Source organism: Streptomyces sp. NPDC000404, from assembly GCF_040300365.1.
GTDB classification, from domain to species: Bacteria; Actinomycetota; Actinomycetes; order Streptomycetales; family Streptomycetaceae; genus Streptomyces; species Streptomyces ramulosus.
Genome location: NZ_JBEPDN010000005.1, coordinates 335,929 through 352,396 on the forward strand (window position 1 = coordinate 335,929; position 16,468 = coordinate 352,396).

General features: G+C 72.7%; 12 protein-coding genes. 5 read left to right on the plus strand and 7 right to left on the minus strand.

The annotated features are described in order from the left end of the window. Positions 1-50 precede the first annotated feature (50 nt). Entirely contained in the window at positions 51-605 is a 555-nt protein-coding gene (locus ABT345_RS11710) for a DUF6114 domain-containing protein (RefSeq protein ID WP_345086106.1), read from the plus strand. Beyond that, positions 595-1,875, plus strand: a complete 1,281-nt coding sequence (locus ABT345_RS11715) for a hypothetical protein (RefSeq protein ID WP_345086104.1) — start codon at positions 595-597, stop codon at positions 1,873-1,875. The genes ABT345_RS11710 and ABT345_RS11715 overlap by 11 nt, the downstream gene beginning before the upstream one ends. A 76-nt stretch (positions 1,876-1,951) precedes the next feature. Here ABT345_RS11715 and pyk read toward each other — a convergent pair whose 3' ends face one another. From pyk to pta, 3 genes are all read right to left on the minus strand, one after another. Further along, entirely contained in the window at positions 1,952-3,376 is a 1,425-nt protein-coding gene (pyk, locus tag ABT345_RS11720) for a pyruvate kinase (protein WP_345086102.1), read from the minus strand. Between the two features lie 72 nt (positions 3,377-3,448). Further along, the gene (locus ABT345_RS11725) at positions 3,449-4,660 is read right to left on the minus strand and encodes an acetate kinase (protein ID WP_345086100.1); all 1,212 of its coding nucleotides are present in this window, start codon (positions 4,658-4,660) and stop codon (positions 3,449-3,451) included. Positions 4,661-4,698: 38 nt separating this feature from the next. Further along, positions 4,699-6,789 carry a phosphate acetyltransferase gene (pta, locus tag ABT345_RS11730; RefSeq protein ID WP_345086098.1) on the minus strand — a complete coding sequence of 697 codons (2,091 nt, stop codon included), beginning with the start codon at positions 6,787-6,789 and terminating at the stop codon, positions 4,699-4,701. A gap of 251 nt (positions 6,790-7,040) precedes the next feature. On the opposite strand from pta, the gene ABT345_RS11735 reads away from it, so the two are divergent. After that, positions 7,041-8,066, plus strand: coding sequence for an ATP-dependent 6-phosphofructokinase (locus ABT345_RS11735; RefSeq protein ID WP_345086096.1), 1,026 nt, complete (start codon positions 7,041-7,043; stop codon positions 8,064-8,066). A 74-nt stretch (positions 8,067-8,140) separates the two neighbouring features. On the opposite strand, the gene ABT345_RS11740 is transcribed toward ABT345_RS11735, so the two are convergent. From ABT345_RS11740 to ABT345_RS11755, 4 genes are all read right to left on the minus strand, one after another. Further along, positions 8,141-10,684, minus strand: coding sequence for an ABC transporter permease (locus ABT345_RS11740; protein WP_345086094.1), 2,544 nt, complete (start codon positions 10,682-10,684; stop codon positions 8,141-8,143). 65 nt (positions 10,685-10,749) lie between these two features. Further along, positions 10,750-11,532, minus strand: a complete 783-nt coding sequence (locus ABT345_RS11745) for an ABC transporter ATP-binding protein (protein ID WP_345086092.1) — start codon at positions 11,530-11,532, stop codon at positions 10,750-10,752. Positions 11,533-11,811: 279 nt separating this feature from the next. Beyond that, the gene (locus ABT345_RS11750) at positions 11,812-12,495 is read right to left on the minus strand and encodes a response regulator (protein ID WP_345086090.1); all 684 of its coding nucleotides are present in this window, start codon (positions 12,493-12,495) and stop codon (positions 11,812-11,814) included. Continuing rightward, the gene (locus ABT345_RS11755; protein ID WP_345086088.1) at positions 12,492-14,186 is read right to left on the minus strand and encodes a sensor histidine kinase; all 1,695 of its coding nucleotides are present in this window, start codon (positions 14,184-14,186) and stop codon (positions 12,492-12,494) included. The genes ABT345_RS11750 and ABT345_RS11755 overlap by 4 nt, the downstream gene beginning before the upstream one ends. 140 nt (positions 14,187-14,326) lie before the next feature. On the opposite strand from ABT345_RS11755, the gene ABT345_RS11760 reads away from it, so the two are divergent. After that, the gene (locus ABT345_RS11760; RefSeq protein WP_345086086.1) at positions 14,327-15,724 is read left to right on the plus strand and encodes a cation:dicarboxylate symporter family transporter; all 1,398 of its coding nucleotides are present in this window, start codon (positions 14,327-14,329) and stop codon (positions 15,722-15,724) included. Between the two features lie 239 nt (positions 15,725-15,963). Next, positions 15,964-16,464, plus strand: a complete 501-nt coding sequence (locus ABT345_RS11765; RefSeq protein ID WP_345086084.1) for a DUF4259 domain-containing protein — start codon at positions 15,964-15,966, stop codon at positions 16,462-16,464. The last annotated feature ends 4 nt before the right edge of the window (positions 16,465-16,468 follow it).

Consider the following 16,468-nt stretch of genomic DNA (forward strand, 5'->3'; position numbering starts at 1 on the left):
CCACCGTGCGCGCCGCGTGGATGCGGGGCCGAGCGAAGCGAAGGTATGGCATGAGCGCCGATACGCGACCACGACTGAACGAGAACCTCGGACGGAAGCGTCTCGTGTTCCGGCAGTGGCGCGGGCAACGCCCGTTCTGGGCCGGTCTCCTGACCCTGCTGGCCGGTTTGCCGATCATGTACTTCCCCTATGCCAATCTCACGATCGGTTCGCTGACCGTGCGCATGGCGACCACTGCCGGCGCCGGATCGCTGATCATCGGCGTGCTGCTGGTCGTCCTCGGTCTGACCCTGTGGTTCCAGCCGGCCTCGCGGGTCTTCGCGGGGGTGGCGGCCATCCTGCTCTCCCTCGTCTCGCTGGTCGTCTCGAACTTCGGCGCCTTCCTCGTCGGCTTCCTGCTGGGACTCTTCGGCGGGGCGCTCGGCGTCTCCTGGGCGCCGGGCCGGGCGACGGCGGGCGACGGGCCGCAGGGCGCACGGACCGCGGCGGCGGTCGGCGGGCAGCCGGCGGTGGCCGGCGCGGCTCCGGGCCCGGGCGACGGACTGGACGACCTGTCAGGAACGAGCCCGACCAACGGAACGAACGGGAGGCACCGTGCCGGGTGACGAGCTGCACGAGAACGCAGCCGCCGGGGCGAGATCCGGACCGAGGCACGCGGCACCGAAGAAGCCGCTGCTGACGCGGTTCCATGTGCCCGCGGGCAAGGCGATAGCCATCGCCGCGATGCCGTCCGCCGTGCTCATGGGCATGGGGTTCACGCCCCAGCTGGCGGTGGCCAAGCCGGCGCCCAAGAGCCCCTTCAAGGACGGCCCGTGCGTCACCGCTCCGGACCAGCAGGAGCAGGAGGCGCAGGCCAAGGAGAAGGCCGCCAAGGAGAAGGCCGCGAAGGAGAAGGCGGCGGAGAAGAAGGCCGCCGAGGACGCCGAGGCCGGGGAGAAGGGGAAGGCGCCGGACGCGGGCACGCCGACGCCCGACGCCTCGCCGTCGCCGTCCGGCTCCGCGTCCGGGGGCAAGGACGGCGGCACCGCGCCGTCCCCGTCCGCCACCCCGTCGCCGTCCCCCACGGACGACGAAGGAAACCCCTGGTACGACCCGCTGGGCTGGGGCAAGAAGATCGAGGACGCCTTCACGCCCGGCGGCGCGAAGGACTCCGGCACTCAGGGCGGCGAGGACGCCGCCTCGCCGGGCCCGAGTCCGTCCGCGACATCGGAGCCGTCGAAGAAGCCGGATCCGTCGCCGGAGAAGTCCACCGATCCCGTACGGGACGCGGCCGACAAGGCCACGGACCCGGCGCCGGACCCGGCGGACGAGGCCACCGGCGGGAAGGACGACACCGCCGGTCCGACCGCCGGTCCGACGGCCGACCCCGGTGCGCCGGACGCGGACGGGAAGAAGCCGTTCCCGTGCGTCGTCGAGAAGAAGTCGCAGGGGACGGACGAACAGCCGCCGGCCGCCGTGCCGGAGGGCCCCTGGCACCTGGAAGCCACGTCGCTGACGCTGAAGGACCTCGACTACAAGGGCGTGGTCAACCTTCGGACGCCGAGCGGGCGGACCAAGCAGGCGCTGAAGTTCACCGCCGGCGGTATCGACATCGGCGATCTGCACCAGATCGTGGACGGGCCGAACGGGCTGAAGTACCACGTGCGGTCCACGCCGGGCTCCACGTCGACCATCCGCGACGGGCAGGTCACGCTCTACACCGAGCGGCTCCAGGGCAATCTCTTCGGGCTGATCCCGATCGTCTTCGACCCGGAGCACCCGCCGCCCATCAACGTCCCGTTCGCGTTCTTCACCAAGGTGAAGCTCGACCAGGCGGGACAGTTCGGCGGCACCCTGCACGTCCCCGGGCTCCACGAGACCATCGAGAACAGCTGAGCCGGCGCAAGAACGGCGGTGGCCGCCCCCTTCGTACGGGGGCGGCCACCGCCGCTCTGCTTACACCGGCGCCGGATCAGCTCTCGCCGCCCAGCCGGTGGACGCGCACCATGTTGGTGGTGCCGGGGATGCCGGGGGGCGAACCGGCCGTGATGATCATGGTGTCGCCCTCGTTGTACCGCTGGAGCTTGAGCAGCTCCGCGTCGACCAGGTCGACCATCGCGTCGGTGTTGTCGACGTGCGGCACCACGAACGTCTCCACGCCCCAGCTCAGCGCGAGCTGGTTGCGGGTGGCCGGGTCGGTGGTGAAGGCCAGGATCGGCTGGGCCGCGCGGTAGCGGGACAGGCGGCGGGCGGTGTCACCGGACTTGGTGAACGCCACCAGCGCCTTGCCGTTGAGGAAGTCGGCCATCTCGCACGCCGCGCGGGCCACCGCACCGCCCTGCGTCCGCGGCTTCTTGCCCGGGACCAGCGGCTGCAGGCCCTTCGACAGCAGCTCCTCCTCGGCCGCCTCGACGATCTTCGACATCGTCTTGACGGTCTCGATCGGGTACGCGCCGACCGACGACTCCGCGGAGAGCATGACCGCGTCCGCGCCGTCCAGGATCGCGTTGGCGACGTCGGAGGCCTCGGCGCGGGTCGGCCGGGAGTTGGTGATCATCGACTCCATCATCTGGGTCGCCACGATCACCGGCTTGGCGTTCCGCCGGCACATCTCCACCAGGCGCTTCTGCACCATCGGGACCTTCTCCAGCGGGTACTCCACCGCGAGGTCACCACGGGCCACCATCACCGCGTCGAAGGCCATCACGACCTCCTGCATGTTGGCGACCGCCTGCGGCTTCTCGACCTTGGCGATGACCGGGACGCGGCGCCCGACCTCGTCCATCACGCGGTGCACGTCCTGGACGTCCTTGGCGTCGCGGACGAAGGAGAGCGCGACCATGTCGCACCCCATCGCCAGCGCGAACTTCAGGTCCTCGATGTCCTTCTCCGACAGCGCGGGGACGTTGACCGCCGCGCCGGGCAGGTTGATGCCCTTGTGGTCGGAGATGACGCCGCCCTCGATGACGATGGTGCGCACCCGCGGGCCGTCGACGTCGACGACCTGGAGCGCGACGTTGCCGTCGTTGATCAGGACCGGGTCGCCCTTGGAGACGTCACCGGGCAGGCCCTTGTACGTCGTGCCGCAGATGTGCTTGTCGCCGGCGACGTCCTCGGTGGTGATGACGAACTCGTCGCCGCGCACCAGCTCCACGGGGCCGTCGGCGAACGTCTCCAGGCGGATCTTGGGACCCTGGAGGTCGGCCAGCACGCCCACCGCGCGGCCGGTCTCCTCGGACGCCTTGCGGACGCGGTGGTACCGCTCCTCGTGCTCCGAGTGGGTTCCGTGGCTCATGTTGAAACGGGCCACGTTCATACCGGCCTCGATCAGCGTCTTCAGCTGGTCGTAGGAGTCGACGGCGGGGCCCAGGGTGCAGACGATTTTCGAACGGCGCATGGGCTGAATCCTATCGGTTTTGTTTCGGAGCGGAATATTCCCCCGAAGGCGGGCGCGGAGCCGGGGCGCGCATCAGGCGGTGACCAGCGCGTATGTCTGCTGGGCGATCTCCAGCTCCTCATCTGTCGGGACCACGGCGACCGCGACGGGGGAGCCCTCGGGCGAGATCAGCCGCGGTTCGTTCGACCGCACGGCGTTGCGGTCGGCGTCCACGGCCATGCCCAGACCCTCCAGACCGGCCATCGCCGCGGCGCGCACCGGGGCGGCGTTCTCGCCGACACCGGCGGTGAACGCCACCGCGTCGACCCGGCCGAGCACCGCGGTGTAGGCGCCGAGGTACTTCTTCAGCCGGTGGACGTAGATGTCGAAGGCGAGGGCGGCGGCCTCGTCGCCCTCGTCGATGCGGCGGCGGATCTCCCGCATGTCGTTGTCGCCGCAGAGCCCGACCAGCCCGCTGCGCTTGTTGAGCAGCTCGTCGATCTCGTCGGTGGACATCCCGGCGACCCGCCTGAGATGGAACGTCACCGCCGGGTCGATGTCGCCGGAGCGGGTGCCCATCACCAGGCCCTCCAGCGGCGTCAGCCCCATCGACGTGTCGACGCACCGGCCGCCCGCCACCGCCGACGCCGAGGCGCCGTTGCCCAGGTGCAGCACGATGACGTTCACCTCGGACGGGTCCTTGCCCAGCAGCTGGGCGGTGCGGCGCGAGACATACGCGTGCGAGGTGCCGTGGAAGCCGTAGCGGCGGATGCGGTGGGCGTCGGCGGTGGCCACGTCGATGGCGTAGCGGGCCGCGTGCTCCGGCATCGTGGTGTGGAACGCGGTGTCGAAGACGGCTATCTGCGGCAGGTCGGGGCGGAGCGCCTGCGCGGTGCGGATGCCGGTGATGTTCGCCGGGTTGTGCAGCGGCGCGACCGGCACCAGCCGCTCGATCTCCTTGAGCACCGCCTCGTCGATGACGGTCGGCGCGGTGAACTTCAGGCCGCCGTGGACCACCCGGTGGCCGATCGCGGCCAGTTGCGGGGAGTCGAGGCCCAGTCCGTCGGCGGCCAGTTCCGCGGCGAGGGCCTTGAGCGCCGCGTCGTGGTCGGCCATCGGCCCCTCGTGCACCCGCCGTTCGCCGCCGGTGGCCAGCGGGGTGTGCACCAGCCGCGAGGTCTCCTCACCGATCCGCTCGACGAGCCCGACGGCCAGCCGGCGCGTCTGCGCCATGTCGAGCAGCTGGTACTTGAGCGACGAGGAGCCGGAGTTGAGGACGAGGACGCGGGTGGCGTTGGCAGTCATGGAGCGCTTTCCGGTGGTTGCGGACGGGCGGGCGCGGGTCAGACGGCGCCGGCGCCGGGCGGGGCGCCCTGCGCCTGGATCGCGGTGATGGCGACGGTGTTGACGATGTCCTGCACCAGCGCGCCGCGCGAGAGGTCGTTGACCGGCTTGCGCAGCCCCTGGAGGACCGGTCCGACGGCGATGGCGCCCGCCGAGCGCTGCACCGCCTTGTAGGTGTTGTTGCCGGTATTGAGGTCCGGGAAGATCAGCACCGTCGCGCGGCCGGCGACCTCGGAGCCGGGCAGCTTGGTGCGCGCCACGGAGGCGTCGACCGCCGCGTCGTACTGGATCGGGCCCTCCACCAGCAGATCCGGGCGGAGCTTGCGGACCAGTTCGGTGGCGCGGCGGACCTTGTCGACGTCGGCGCCGGAGCCGGAGGTGCCGGTGGAGTACGACAGCATCGCGATCCGCGGCTCCACCCCGAACTGCGCGGCGGTGGCCGCCGACTGGATGGCGATGTCGGCGAGCTGCTCGGCGTCCGGATCCGGGTTGACCGCGCAGTCGCCGTAGACCAGGACCCGGTCGGCCAGGCACATGAAGAAGACGGACGAGACGATCTGCGCATCCGGCTTGGTCTTGATGATCTCGAAGGCGGGGCGGATCGTCGCCGCCGTGGAGTGCACCGCGCCGGAGACCATGCCGTCGGCCAGGCCCTCCTGCACCATCAGGGTGCCGAAGTACGAGACGTCCGCGACGACGTCGTACGCCAGCTCGTAGCCGACGCCCTTGTGGGCGCGCAGCTCCGCGTACCGCTCGGCGAAGCGCTCGCGCAGCGGCGACGACTGCGGGTCGATGATCTGGGCGTCGGCCAGATCGATGGCGAGGTCGGCGGCGCGCTTGCGGATCGCCTCCTCCTCGCCGAGCAGCGTCAGCGCGCAGACGTCGCGGCGCAGCAGGACGTCGGCGGCGCGCAGCACCCGCTCCTCGCCGCCCTCGGGCAGCACCACCCGGCGCCGCCCGGAGCGGGAGCGCTCGATCAGCTCGTGTTCGAACATCATCGGCGTGACCCGGCCGGAGCGGGCCACGGAGATACGATTCGTCAGCTCGGCGGTGTCCACATGCCGTTCGAACAGGCCGAGCGCGGTCTCCGCCTTGCGCGGCGCCGCGGCGTTGAGCTTGCCCTCGACGGCGAACAGCTCCGCGGCCGTCGGGAAGGAGCCGCCGGGCACCGAGATGACCGGGGTGCCGGGCGCCAGCCGGTCCGCCAGCGCCATGATGTCCGGGCCGGGCCGCTCGTCCAGCGTGAGCAGCACCCCGGCGATCGGCGGGGCGCCCGCGCTGTGGGCGGCGAGCGAGCCGATGACGAGGTCGGCGCGGTCCCCGGGCGTCACCACCAGGCAGCCCGGCGTCAGCGCCCCCAGGAACGTCGGCAGCATCGCGCCGCCGAAGACGAAGTCGCGGGCGTCGCGGGCGAGCCCGGAGTCGTCGCCCAGCAGCACCTCGGCGCCCAGGCTGTGCACCAGCTGCCCGACGGTCGGCGCGGAGAGCGCGCCGTCCTCCGGCAGGGCGTAGCACGGCACCGGCAGCCGCGCCGCCAGCCGCTCGGCGACGGCCTTCAGCTGCCCCGGATCGACGCGGTTGACGACGAGGGCGACGACGTCGCAGCCGAGCGCATCGTAGGCGCGGTAGGCGTTCCGCGCCTCCGCGCGCACCGACTCGGCGTCCTGGCCCTGGCCGCCGACCACCGGGATGACCGCGGCGCCGAACTCGTTGGCGAGGCGGGCGTTGAGGCTCAGGTCGTCCGGCAGGTTGGTGGCCGCGTAGTCCGAGCCGAGGACCAGGACGTACTCGTACTCCCTGGCCACCGCGTGGAACCGCTCGACCAGCCGGGAGACCAGCTCGTCGGTGCCGTGCTCGGCCTGGAGGGCGGCGGCCTCGTCGTAGCCGAGGCCGAAGACGGACTCGGCGGGCTGGCTGAGGCGGTAGCGGGCCCGCAGCAGGTCGAAGAGGCGGTCCGGTCCGTCGTGGACCAGCGGGCGGAAGACGCCCACCCGGTCGACGTGGCGGGTCAGGAGCTCCATCACTCCCAGCTCGACGACCTGACGGCCGTCGCCGCGGTCGGTACCGGTCACGTACACGCTGCGTGTCACGCGTGCTCTCCGTCCATCCGTTGTCGTCAAGATCAGCCGGGGCAGTCAGAGTAGGGTCGGAAACAGCCGTTATGGCGGGCTCGCCCTCTTGACCATACCCGCGGCGCCGGACGGGCCGCGCGGCCGACTTCCCCCGGGGGAGCGGGCCGGGAGAGGGCCGGGGCGCCGGGCGGGTGAGGGCGGCTCCGGGTGCCCCGTGGAAGAATCGGACCGGACGCGCGTTGGACAGCGAGCACAGGAGACACAGCACGATGCGTATCGGAGTCCTCACCGCAGGCGGCGACTGCCCCGGGCTGAACGCTGTGATCAGGTCCGTCGTCCACCGCGCCCTGACCGGCCACGACGACGAGGTCATCGGCTTCGAGGACGGTTTCAAGGGGCTGCTCGACGGGCGCTACCGCAAGCTCGACCTGGACGCCGTCAGCGGCATCCTCGCCCGCGGCGGCACCATCCTCGGCTCCGCCCGCCTGGAGCGGGCCCGGCTGCGCGAGGCGTGCGAGAACGCCAAGGACTTCTCCCGCGAGCACGGCATCGACGTCCTCATCCCGATCGGCGGCGAGGGCACCCTGACCGCCGCCCGGATGCTGTCGGACGCCGGACTGCCGGTCGTCGGCGTGCCCAAGACGATCGACAACGACATCTCCGCCACCGACCGCACCTTCGGCTTCGACACCGCCGTCGGCGTCGCCACCGAGGCCATCGACCGCCTCAAGACCACCGCCGAATCGCATCAGCGGGTGATGGTCGTCGAGGTCATGGGGCGCCACGCCGGCTGGATCGCCCTGGAGTCCGGGATGGCCGGCGGCGCCCACGGCATCTGCCTGCCGGAGCGCGAATTCGATGTGAACGACCTGGTCCGGATGGTCGAGGAGCGGTTCTCGCGCGGCAAGAAGTTCGCGGTGATCTGCGTCGCCGAGGGCGCCCACCCGGCGCCCGGCACGATGGACTACAAGAAGGGCGCCATCGACCAGTACGGCCACGAGCGGTTCTCCGGCATCGGCAACGCCCTCGCCGTCGAGCTGGAGCGGCGCCTGGGCAAGGAGGCCCGGCCGGTCATCCTCGGCCACGTCCAGCGCGGTGGCACCCCCACCGCCTACGACCGCGTCCTCGCCACCCGCTTCGGCTGGCACGCCGTCGAGGCGGCGCACCGCGGGGAGTTCGGGAAGATGACGGCGCTGCGCGGCACCGAGGTGACGATGGTGCCGCTCGCCGATGCCGTCACCGAGCTGAAGCGGGTGCCGGCCGACCGGATGCGGGAGGCCGAGTCGGTCTTCTGACCTGCGGCTCCTGCGTATACGAACGGCGGCGCGCCTTCCCCGGCCGGGAAGGCGCGCCGCCGCGTTGCATGCGGTCACTGGGAGCCGATGGCCTCCAGCATGTTCAGCTTCGCCGCGCGGCGGGCCGGCCAGGCGGCGGCCAGCAGGCCCACCGCCAGCGCGATCGCCACGAACAGCGCCAGCCGGCCCCAGGGCAGCTGCGTCTCGTACAGGCTCCAGGACGAGGAGAGCATCGAGCCGCCGGCCCAGGAGAGGAACAGGCCCACGCCGATGCCGAGCACCGCGCCGAAGAGCGAGATGACGACCGACTCCAGCCGGACCATCTGCTTGATCCCGGCCCGCGCCAGGCCGATGGCGCGCAGCATCCCGATCTCGCGGGTCCGCTCGAAGACCGACATCGCCAGGGTGTTGATCACGCCGACCACCGCGATGATCACGGCCATGCCCAGCAGCCCGTAGACCATGTTGACCATCATCCCGATCGGGCCCGCGGTCTCCCGGCGCATCTCCTCGTGGTTCTGTACCTTGACCAGCGGGTTGTCGCCGAAGGCGGCACGCAGCTTCGCGGCCGTCGCCTCGGAGGTGCCGTGCGCGGTCTTGACCAGCAGCGCGTCGTCCTTGACGAACACCGGGTCGTCGGTGGCGACCAGCGGCAGGTCGGCGAGGGAGTCGCCGGCGATCTGGTTGTCCTCGTAGACCGCGGCGATCGTCAGCCGGTGCTTCTTCTGGTCGGGGAGGTCGACCTCGACGGTCCGGCCGGCGGTCAGGCCCGCCTTGTCGGCGGTGGTCCTCGACAGTGCGATGGCCTCACCGTGCACCGCGCCGAGCGAGCCCTCGGTCACCTTGAGCGCGGTGACCTTGCCGATGGTGCGGGGGTCGGTGCCGTTGAAGGTCACCCCCTCGTGGCCCAGGAGAAAGCTGGAGTTGCGGATCGGCGCCACCGCCGTCACGCCCGGGACCTGCGCCGCCTTCGCGGACAGCTTCGGGTCCAGGCCGGAGAAGTTGGACGTGCTGATCTGGTACTCGGCGGTCAGCTGGGTCGCGGTCATCCGGTCGATGGCGGACTCCGCGGAGTTGCCGACGACGGCCATGCCGGTGATCAGGGTGAGGCCGATCATCAGCGCCGAGCCGGTCGCGGCGGTCCGGCGCGGGTTGCGCAGCGCGTTCTCCTTGGCGATCTTGCCGACCGTGCCGAAGAGCCGGCCGGTGACCGCGCCGGTGAGGAGGACCAGCGGACGGGAGAGGAGCGGCGCCAGCACGATCACGCCGATCATGGTGAGCGCGGAGCCGAGCATCGCGATCGGCAGGTCGTCGGTGGACTTCAGCGTCGAGGCCCAGAACATCACGGCCACGCCGATGCCGCCGATGACCGCGCCGAAGACGTTGCGGACCACCAGGCTGCGCGGCGCCGGCTGGGTGTCGACGGTGCTCAGCGCCTCCACCGGCGCGATCTTCGCGGCCCGGCGGGACGGCAGCCACGCGGCCAGGACCGTCACGACGGTGCCGGTGGCCAGCGAGGCGAGGACGGCGGTGGGGCTGATGACGAGCGGGCCGTCCGGCAGCCCGGCGTCGTTGGCGTTGAGCACCGCGCGGATGCCCAGGGCGATGCCGACGCCCAGGCCCAGCCCGACGGCGGAGGCCACCACGCCCAGCAGCGTCGCCTCGACGAGCACCGAGCGCACCACCTGACGGCGCGAGGCGCCGACCGCGCGGAGCAGGGCGATCTCGCGGCGGCGCTGGGAGATCAGCATGGTGAAGGTGTTGGCGATGATGAAGACGCCGACGAACAGCGCGATCCCGGCGAAGGTCAGCAGCGTGGAGGTCAGCGCCGTGTTCTGGTCGGCGAGCATCCGGCTCTGCTCCTCGGCGAGCGCGGTGCCGCTGGTGACCTGCGCCCCCTCGCCGGGCACGGCCGCCCGGATCTCGCGGGTCAGCGCCGCCTCGTCGGTGCCGGGCGCCGACGCCACGACCAGCTCGTCGTACTGGCCGGGGTGGAGGTAGAGCCGCTGCGCGGTGGCGGTGTCGAGCAGCACCAGCGAACCGCCCGCGGTCACCTTCGGGTCGTCCGTGGCGACCAGGCCGACCAGCTTCTTCGTCAGCACCGGGCCGTTGGTGGCGAACCGCACGGTGTCGCCGATGCGGTAGCCGGCCTTGCGCGCGGTGGCCTCGGCCATCGCCAGCTCGCCCGCGCCGGCCGGACCGCGGCCCGCGACCAGCGGGTAGCGGCTGTCCTTGCCGTCCGGGCCGGGCTGGTAGTTGGCGGCGCGGTTCTGCCAGGCGTCGCCGACCGGCTTGCCGTCCTTGGCGGCGAGGACCGCGTCGCCGTCGATGTCGGCCCGTACGGTCCGGACGCCGGGCACCGCGCGGACCCGCTCGGCCACCTTGTCGGTGAGGGTGGTGGTGCGCAGCCCGTCGGGCTTCGGGGGCCCCGGCTCCGCCACGACGGAGACGGCGACGTCGTCGAGGTTCTTGGCGGAGGCGTTCTTGAGGGCGTTGCCGACGGTGTCGCTGAAGACGAGGGTGCCGGAGACGAAGGCGACGCCGAGGAGGACCGCGAGCACGGTCATCATCAGCCGGGCTTTGTGCGCGAAGAGGTTGCGCACGGCTGTTCGCAGCATGGGGTGTCAGTCCTGGGGCCTGGGGCGCGGATGGGGTGGCGGGGCGGTGCGGCGCGGGGCCGGGGTCACTGGGTGCGGCCGCGGCCGTCGAAGCGCCGCATCCGGTCCAGCACCGTGTCCGCGGTGGGCCGGTGCAGCTCCTCGACGAGGCGGCCGTCGGCGAGGAAGACGACGCGGTCGGCGTAGGCCGCGGCGACCGGGTCGTGGGTGACCATCACGACGGTCTGGCCCATGGCGCGCACCGACTCCCGCAGGAAGCCCAGGACCTCGGCGCCGGAGCGGGAGTCGAGGTTGCCGGTCGGCTCGTCCGCGAAGATGATCTCCGGCCGGGCGACCAGCGCCCGGGCCACCGCCACGCGCTGCTGCTGCCCGCCGGAGAGCTGGCTCGGGCGGTGGGCGAGGCGCCCGGAGAGGCCCACCGTCTCGATGACCGCGTTCATCCACGCCGCATCGGGCTTACGGCCCGCGATGTCCAGCGGGAGCGTGATGTTCTCGGCGGCGGTCAGCGTCGGCAGCAGGTTGAACGCCTGGAAGATGAAGCCGATCTTGTCGCGGCGCAGCCGGGTCAGCTTCTTCTCGCCGAGCGCCGCCAGCTCCACGTCGCCGATGCGGACCGAGCCGGACGAGATGGTGTCGAGCCCCGCCATGCAGTGCATCAGCGTCGACTTGCCGGAGCCGGACGGCCCCATGATCGCGGTGAACTGGCCGGCGGCGAAGTCGACGGAGACCGAGTCCAGCGCCACCACCCTCGTCTCGCCCTCGCCGTAGACCTTGCCGAGGCCCGCCGCGCGGGCGGCGACACCGGGCGTCGCGAGGGTGGGGGCGGGGACGGCAGCCGCGTGGGACACGGGAACTCCTGGGAACGGGACGGGCGAATGTGCTCCCATCCTCGGCCGCGGACCCCGCCCGGGGCGTCGCCCCAGGGGACCGAAAGCGGCACCGGTCTGAAGTCCGACACCGGGCCCGCCGTCCCTCTCAAGGGGGATGCCCGGTCAGCCCGTGGAGCGACGCCGGTCAGGTACCGGGCGTTCCACCGCCCCGTAAGGGCACGGGAGTTGAGGTCCTGTGCCCTTGGCGGCAGGCCTTCCGGGCAGCGCGCTCCCGGCCCGTCCGCCCGCGCCGCCGGGCTAGTGCTCCGACCAGCGGTAGCGCAGCTCCGGCCGTCCCACCTGACCGTACTGCGGGGCGCGGGCCGCCCGGCCCGTGTCCACCAGGTACTCCAGATAGCGGCGGGCGGTGATCCGGGAGATGCCGACGCCGGTGCCCGCCTCGGTGGCGGAGAGCCCGCCGGGGGCGCCGCGCAGCGCGTCGGTGACCGCGCGCAGCGTGGCGGAGGTCAGTCCCTTGGGCAGCGCCGCCGGGCGCGGATTGCGCAGCGCGGCGATGGCGCGGTCCACCTCGTCCTGCCCGCTGGCCTCGCCCGCGGTGCAGCGGAACGCGGCGTACCGCTGGAGCCGGTCGCGCAGCGTCGCGAAGGTGAACGGCTTGAGCAGGTACTGCACCACGCCCAGCGACACGCCCTCGCGCACCATCGCCAGATCGCGCGCCGAGGTGACCGCGATGACGTCCGCACCGTGCCCGGCGCCGCGCAGCGTCCGCATCAGCTGGAGCCCGTGCCCGTCCGGCAGATAGAGGTCGAGCAGCAGCAGGTCGACGGCGTGGTGGTCGAGATGGCGGCGGGCGTCCGCGCCCGAGTGCACGGTGCCCGAGACCGTGAAACCGGGCACCCGCCCCACGTACAGCGTGTGCGCGGCGGCGGCCACCGGATCGTCCTCGACGACGAGGACGCTGATGTCGGGGACGGTCGTCATGCGGTGCCTCCGTCCTTCTCCCGCAGCGGCAGCCGGACCGTGAAGCGTGCGCCGCCGTCCGGTGCGCGGTCCAGCGCGAGGGTGCCGCCGTTGCGCCGGACCGCCTGCTGGACGAGGGCCAGGCCCAGGCCCCGGCCGCGTCCCGGGGCGCCCGCCGCCGGCTGCTTGCTGCTCCAGCCGCGCCGGAAGATCTCCGCCGCGCTCTCCTCGGGCACGCCGGGGCCGTTGTCCGCCACGCACAGCAGCAGTTCGCCGCCGTCGGAGCGGGCGGTGACGGTGACCTTCGGCGGATCGGCCGGATCGCCGGTTTCCGGGGGCGCGGCGCCCGAGGTGGCGTCCGGTGCCGCCGCGTCCAGGGCGTTGTCGATGAGGTTGCCCAGCACCGTCACCAGATCGCGGGCGGGCAGCGCGGGCGGCAGCAGCCCGTCGTCGATCCGGCTGTCGGCGGTCAGCACCAGCTCCGCGCCGTGCTCGTTGGCCTGCGCCGCCTTGCCCAGCAGCAGGGCGGCGAGAACCGGTTCGGCGACCGCGCCGACGACCTGATCGGTCAGCGCCTGCGCCAGCTCCAGCTCGGCGGTGGCGAACTCCACCGCCTCGTCGGCGCGGCCCAGTTCGATCAGCGACACCACCGTGTGCAGCCGGTTGGCGGCCTCGTGCGCCTGCGACCGCAGCGCCTCGGTGAACCCGCGTACCGAGTCCAACTCGCCGGAGAGCGCCTGGAGTTCGGTGTGGTCGCGCAGGGTGATGACGCTGCCGCGGTGCTCCCCGCCGGAGACCGGCGCGGAGTTGACCACCAGCACCCGCTCATCGGTCAGCTGCAGTTCGTCGCGGAGCGGACCGGGCGCGGTCAGCGCCTTCGCCAGCGGCGCGGGCAGCCCCAGCTCCGCCACCGGGCGGCCGACCGCGTCACCGGACACCCCGAGCAGTTCCCGGGCGCCGTCGTTGATCAGCGACACCCGCCGCCGCCCGTCGAGCATCAGCAGCCCCTCCCGTACCGCGTGCAGCGCCGCCTGGTGGTAGTCGTGCATCCGGCTCAGCTCGGCGGCGTTCATCCCGTGGGTGTGGCGCCGCAGCCGGGCGTTGATGACGTACGTCCCGGCCCCGCCCAGCACCAGCGCCGCCGCGGCCACCCCGAGCAGCGCCAGCACCTGACGGCGCAGCTGCTCGCTGATGGTGGCGATGGTGATGCCGGAGCTGACCAGCGCGACGACGCGGTTGCCGTGCGCCCGGTCGCGGACCGGCGCGATGACCCGCACCGACGGCCCCAGCACGCCCAGATGGGTCTCCTCGAACGTCTCGCCGCGCAGCGCCCGCCCGGTGTGTCCGAGGTAGGTCCGGCCGATCGCGTCCGGCTCGGGGTGCGTCCAGCGGGTGCCGTCCGGCGCCATGACGACGACGAAGTCGACGCCCGCATCGCGCCGCAGCCGCTCGGTGTACGGCTGGAGCGCCGCCGTGGGATCGGCGCCGCGGACGGCGGCGACCACCGCGGGCGAGTCGGCGACCGCCGTCGTCACCGCCGTCGTCTGCCGCCGCGCGGTCTCCTTCGCCTGCCGCCCGGCGCTTGCGTACGCGAAGACCGCACAGCCTGCGACGACCACGGTGACCAGCAGGACCTGCATCGCGAAGAGCTGTCCGGCCAGGCTGCGGGGACGTCGCAGACGCAACGGCGTCCGCGGAAGGGCAAGGTGCATGCAAACAGTCTGCCCGGTCACTTTTATATGAACGAAATGCACGTAAGGGTGACGCACGCCACAGGCCAGGTGCATAGTCTCCGGGACTCGTTGCGCCCGAGCCGCAGATCCGCGCGCAACCGTAGAGCGAGGAGGCAGCCGTGGCTGCAAAGACGCCGCCGTCCGGCGGTACCACCGAGGAGAGCGCGCCGAAGAAGCGGGACCGGACGCATTTCCTCTACATCGCCGTGATCGCCGCGGTGCTGCTCGGCATCGCCGTGGGCTTCGTCGCGCCCGGCGTCGCCGTCGAACTGAAGCCGCTCGGCACCGGGTTCGTGAACCTCATCAAGATGATGATCTCGCCGGTCATCTTCTGCACGATCGTGCTGGGGGTCGGATCGGTCCGCAAGGCGGCCAAGGTCGGCGCGGTCGGCGGGCTCGCCCTCGGCTACTTCATGGTGATGTCCACCGTCGCCCTCGCCATCGGTCTGGTCGTCGGCAACATCCTGGAGCCCGGCTCGGGCCTGCACCTGACCGAGACGGTCCGCCACGCGGGCCAGGCGCAGACCGAGGGCGGCGGCGAGTCCACCGCCGACTTCCTGCTCGGCATGATCCCGACGACGCTGGTCTCCGCCTTCACCGGGGGCGAGGTGCTCCAGACGCTGCTGGTCGCGCTGCTGGTCGGCTTCGGGCTCCAGTCGCTCGGCAAGGCGGGCGAGCCGGTGCTGCGCGGCGTCGGGCATCTGCAGAAGCTGGTCTTCCGCGTGCTGTCGATGATCATGTGGGTGGCGCCGGTCGGTGCCTTCGGCGCCATCGCCGCGGTGGTCGGCGAGACCGGCGTGGACGCGCTGAAGTCCCTCGCCGTCATCATGGTCGGCTTCTACATCACGTGCCTGCTCTTCGTGATCGTCGTCCTGGGTACGCTGCTGCGGCTCTTCGCCGGGGTGAACATCTTCCTGCTGCTGAAGTACCTGGCGCGGGAGTTCCTGCTGATCCTGTCGACCTCCTCCTCGGAGTCGGCGCTGCCGCGGCTGATCGCCAAGATGGAGCACCTGGGCGTCAGCAAGCCCGTGGTCGGCATCACCGTCCCGACCGGCTACAGCTTCAACCTCGACGGCACCGCCATCTACCTGACGATGTCCGCCCTGTTCGTCGCCGAGGCGATGGGGCAGCCGCTCGCCCTGGGCCAGCAGATCTCCCTCCTGGTCTTCATGATCATCGCGTCGAAGGGCGCCGCCGGCGTCACCGGCGCGGGCCTGGCCACCCTCGCCGGCGGCCTCCAGTCGCACCGCCCCGAACTGGTCGACGGCGTCGGCCTGATCGTCGGCATCGACCGCTTCATGAGCGAGGCGCGGGCGCTGACCAACTTCGCCGGCAACGCCGTCGCCACGGTCCTCATCGGCACCTGGACGAAGGAGATCGACAAGACCCGGGTGGGCGAGGTCCTCGCCGGCCGGGTGCCGTTCGACGAGGCGACGCTGAGCGACGACCACGGCGCCCCCGCACCGGCCGGCGACGCGCCGCGGGCGGACGGGGCGAAGGAGCCCGCCGGGGTCTGACCCCCGCGCGCGACGGCGGCCCCCTCCGGGGCGTCCGCGCCGCCTCCGACCGCCGAAAGGGCGGGCACCTCCGGGTGCCCGCCCTTTCCGCTTTCCGCGCCCCACCTGCGCAAACGCTGCTCCGTCGGCCGCTGCCCGCCGTCGCCGGGCGCCCGTTGTCAGTGGTGTGCGGCACCATGCAGGGGACGGGATGACAGCGGCCGGTGGTGGACCGGCCGCCGGCGAACGAGGAGCGGGGCATGGGCACATGGGGGACGGGTCCGTTCGGTGGCGACGCCGCGGCGGACCTCATGGTGCGACTGGGCGCGCTGCCGGAGGACCGCCGCCTCTTCGCGGTGCGCACGGCGCTGGCCGACGCCGTCGAGGAGCGCTGGTATCTGGACGCGCCGGAGGGCGAGACGGCGGTGGCCGCGGCCGCCCTGCTGGCGGCGGCCCGGCCGGGCGGGGCGGGCGGAGTGGAGTCCGGTGCGGAGCCGGGCGGTGAGGGCCCGGCCGGTGCGGGGACGGCCGGCGCGTCCGGGCCCGTCGGGTGCGGCGGCGCGGCGGTGTCCTCGCCGCGCTGTGTCATACCGCAGCCGCCGCCCGAGCTGACCGGCCTGGCCGTGCGCGCCCTGGACCGGGTGCTCGCCCCCGATTCCGAACTGGCCGAGCTGTGGGACGAGTCGGACTCCGGGCCGCAGTGGCGCGCCTCGGTCGCCGGGCTGCGGGCCGCGCTCGGGCCCTGTGCCGAGCGGCTCTGAGGGG